Raw genomic sequence first — 2,978 nt, 5'->3', positions numbered from 1 at the left:
TCCAAAGAGAGAATTTTCAAAAAGCTAAATTTATTTGGGATGAAGCTATCCAAGAGATAGCTGCTGCCTAAAATTTAAGGGTCAGGGTTGTGTTGCGGCCATATTTCCATTAACTTGACGGTGCCGGGTGGATTCGCAGGCGTCTGCGCTCCTACAGAATAAAACAACGCAAGAGGAAATACTCCATCAAAACTTTTCTTGTGGCACATGGCGTGTCTCAGCGTTCTAGCTGGTCTCTCGCCTGCTCTAGATCTGGTTGGTGGAGAAAATCTCTTTCCCATGCTGCTCACCAGGCTCTCGATCTGAGCTACTTTGAGAAGATTAATCTCTTCTCTATGTACTCTGCTTTTGGTAAACACAAATCTGAAACCGCCCTATGCGACATCGCTTGTACGGTGGTGTGAGAGGGAGGTGCTGCAATGCGCCTCTCTACTCGATTAAAAATTGGCCACTGGCTTTAAACCAATTTGAAATTTTATACGGAGATTCTGGGTATGATTTAGTAACAAAAATAATTTAACTTACACAAAGAAAATGATTAACCCACCCGGTCTCTTTTTGAGTCATTTTTGGTCTGACTCTTTGGGGGTCACTTCATGATCATCGTAAAGTATCTTTTCACTATTTAATTTTAAATCATCATATTGATTATTTTTAACTGACCAAAATATACCTAATACACCTAAAAATGCGATAAATATTGCCAGAGGAATTAAAAATAGCAAGATATTCATAAGTTATCAAATACTATTATTTGATTTCCACTCATTAAATTTAACCATAGCATTTTCAACTTGTATTGCTTTTTTGTTTTCCCCTTTTTTTGTGTTTATATCAGGAAATAAACCAAAATTTATGTTCATTGGCTGAAAATTTATAGCGTGGGATTCATCGGTAATATAATTGGCTAAAGCGCCTAAGGCTGTATATTTACTAATAATAGGGGCTGGTTTATTATTTAATTCATATGCCATATATAGGCCTGACAATAATCCTATAGCAGCACTTTCTACATATCCCTCTACACCTGTTATTTGTCCAGCAAATTTTAGTTTTGAATTATTTTTGATACTCAAATTAGCATTAAGCACCTTAGGACTATTTATAAAAGTATTTCTATGAATCCCTCCAAGCCTTGCAAATTCAGCATTTTCTAAGCCAGGAATTGTTTTAAAAATTCTTTGCTGCTCACCATATTTCATTTTTGTTTGAAACCCAACAATATTGTATAATGTACCTTCTTTGTTGTCTTGTCTCAGTTGAACTACTGCATATGCTCTTGAACCAGTTTGTGGATTTGTTAACCCAACTGGCTTCATTGGACCAAATCTTAAAGTTTCCTTTCCCCTTTCTGCCATAACCTCTATAGGCAGACATCCATTGAAATAAGGAGTGTTTTTTTCCCATTCCTTAAATTCTACCTTTTCTGCTCCAACTAAGTTATCAACAAATCTATAGTATTCCCCTTGCGTCATTGGACAATTAGTATAGTCTTTTCCATCTCCTTTATCGTATCTAGACTGGAACCAAGCTATATCAAAATTTATACTGTCCTTATAAATTATTGGAGAAATTGCATCAAAAAATGCCAAAAAATCATCATTTTCACATATTTTTAAAATTTCAGATGCAAAAAATTCCGAAGTAAGCGGACCTGTTGCAATTATAACATTTCCCTCAGGAATAAGATCTACCCTCTCTCTAATCAAATTAACGTTGGGGTGATTAGTTATTTTTTCCTCAATTATATGGGAAAATAGATCCCTATCTACTGCCAATGCCGAACCCGCAGGAACTTTAACTGCATCTGCAGAATTCATGATTAACGAATCTAACTTTCTCATTTCTTGGTGAAGCAGTCCTATTGCTACTTTTGGATCATCAGAACGCAAAGAATTTGAACATACCAATTCCGCTAGGCCATCAGTCTTGTGTGCAAATGTACTCTCCATCCCTCTCATCTCATAAAGAGTGACTTCTATACCTCTTTGTGCAAGTTGCCAAGCGGCTTCACAACCAGCTAAGCCTCCTCCTACTATTTTGACTTGCATTTATTTAATTATTTGCTTTCTGCCTTTTGTTCTTTGTTTTCAGTTACTTCATCACCTGCTCCTTGCTCTTCTTCTTTTTCCTCAACTCTTCCTGCAATTGTTAAAATGGTAAAGTTATCCTTATCAACTGGGACTACTCCCTCTGGTAGTACCAAATCACTTATATGAACGTTCCTTCCAATCTCAAAACCAGAAATATCAATTTCTAAATATTCAGGGATATTTTGTGGTATGCAATTCAAACTTATATACTTTCTTACAATATTAAGTATTCCACCTATTTTTATCCCAGGAGATTTATCTTTATTAATCACCTTAACTCTAACAGCAACCTTGACTGGAATATTTTCCTTTATTAACTGAAAATCTATATGAATGGGATTATCAGTAACAGGATCTGTTTGTACCTCTCTAGATATAACTTTTAAGATTTTTTTACCAAGTTTCACCTCTAAGAGCCTAGATGATAAATTTCCCTTCTGATATTCTTTCAAAAAATCTTTATAAATCAAGCTAATCATGTGATTCTCATCAAATCCATAAATTATTGCCGATATTTTTCCTTCTTTTCTTAACGCCCTCGCAGAACCAGTTCCTGATCCTTTTTTTTCCTCACCTATTAATGCTAACTCCGTCATAATTTTATACACCTAAAAACTAGTAAAAATGATATATCCTTATATATTACTACTGATTGTTTTGCAATAACTATTTGCGACTTTGAATCAGAAATTTACTCTTATACACTTCAAAAACAGATATTTATACTGTCAAACCAAATTCAGTAGTAAACATTTAAAATATGTGCGCCGTGCATGATGTAAGAGTAGAGGGTTCAAGTCCCTCATGGGCTGATATAGAGCTGTCCATTAGCTGAGGCAAGGTTAACTTCGTGAGGAGTTGGCGGAAGGAAGCTGACGGCAAAGT

The 2,978-nt window shown here is 35.4% G+C and carries 5 protein-coding genes; 1 reads left to right on the top strand and 4 read right to left on the bottom strand.

All coding sequences use genetic code 11. From position 1 onward, the window contains the following. Nucleotides 1–74: 74 nt before the first annotated feature. Nucleotides 75–281 (bottom strand): hypothetical protein, encoded by a 207-nt coding sequence (locus tag L8D11_RS04595; protein ID WP_236870496.1) that lies wholly within the window; start codon nucleotides 279–281, stop codon nucleotides 75–77. Nucleotides 282–376: 95 nt separating this feature from the next. Between L8D11_RS04595 and L8D11_RS04590 the strand changes: the two genes are divergently transcribed. Further along, nucleotides 377–520 (top strand): hypothetical protein, encoded by a 144-nt coding sequence (locus tag L8D11_RS04590; protein WP_236870495.1) that lies wholly within the window; start codon nucleotides 377–379, stop codon nucleotides 518–520. 43 nt (nucleotides 521–563) lie between these two features. Here the strand turns inward: L8D11_RS04590 and ccoS are convergent, their stop codons facing one another. Genes ccoS through L8D11_RS04575 form a run of 3 tightly spaced genes read right to left on the bottom strand, consistent with a single transcriptional unit; the run spans nucleotide 564 to nucleotide 2,689 of the window. Further along, entirely contained in the window at nucleotides 564–734 is a 171-nt protein-coding gene (gene ccoS / locus L8D11_RS04585) for a cbb3-type cytochrome oxidase assembly protein CcoS (RefSeq protein WP_236870494.1), read from the bottom strand. A 6-nt stretch (nucleotides 735–740) separates the two neighbouring features. Beyond that, the gene (gene trmFO, locus L8D11_RS04580) at nucleotides 741–2,051 is read right to left on the bottom strand and encodes a methylenetetrahydrofolate--tRNA-(uracil(54)-C(5))-methyltransferase (FADH(2)-oxidizing) TrmFO (protein ID WP_236870493.1); all 1,311 of its coding nucleotides are present in this window, start codon (nucleotides 2,049–2,051) and stop codon (nucleotides 741–743) included. Nucleotides 2,052–2,059: 8 nt separating this feature from the next. Then, nucleotides 2,060–2,689, bottom strand: coding sequence for a 50S ribosomal protein L25/general stress protein Ctc (locus L8D11_RS04575; RefSeq protein ID WP_236870492.1), 630 nt, complete (start codon nucleotides 2,687–2,689; stop codon nucleotides 2,060–2,062). Between the last annotated feature and the right edge of the window lie 289 nt (nucleotides 2,690–2,978).

This window comes from Candidatus Bandiella numerosa, from assembly GCF_021811875.1.
In the GTDB taxonomy this organism is placed as follows: Bacteria; Pseudomonadota; Alphaproteobacteria; order Rickettsiales; family Midichloriaceae; genus Aquirickettsia; species Aquirickettsia numerosa_A.
This window is presented reverse-complemented; position numbering and strand designations above follow the sequence as displayed.

What these genes read in the sequence shown, in the direction of transcription:
- L8D11_RS04575 (WP_236870492.1), bottom strand. Translation starts at nt 2,689, where the DNA reads ATGACGGAGTTAGCATTAATAGGTGAGGAAAAAAAAGGATCAGGAACT.
- ccoS (WP_236870494.1), bottom strand. Translation starts at nt 734, where the DNA reads ATGAATATCTTGCTATTTTTAATTCCTCTGGCAATATTTATCGCATTT.
- L8D11_RS04590 (WP_236870495.1), top strand. Translation starts at nt 377, where the DNA reads ATGCGACATCGCTTGTACGGTGGTGTGAGAGGGAGGTGCTGCAATGCG.
- trmFO (WP_236870493.1), bottom strand. Translation starts at nt 2,051, where the DNA reads ATGCAAGTCAAAATAGTAGGAGGAGGCTTAGCTGGTTGTGAAGCCGCT.
- L8D11_RS04595 (WP_236870496.1), bottom strand. Translation starts at nt 281, where the DNA reads ATGGGAAAGAGATTTTCTCCACCAACCAGATCTAGAGCAGGCGAGAGA.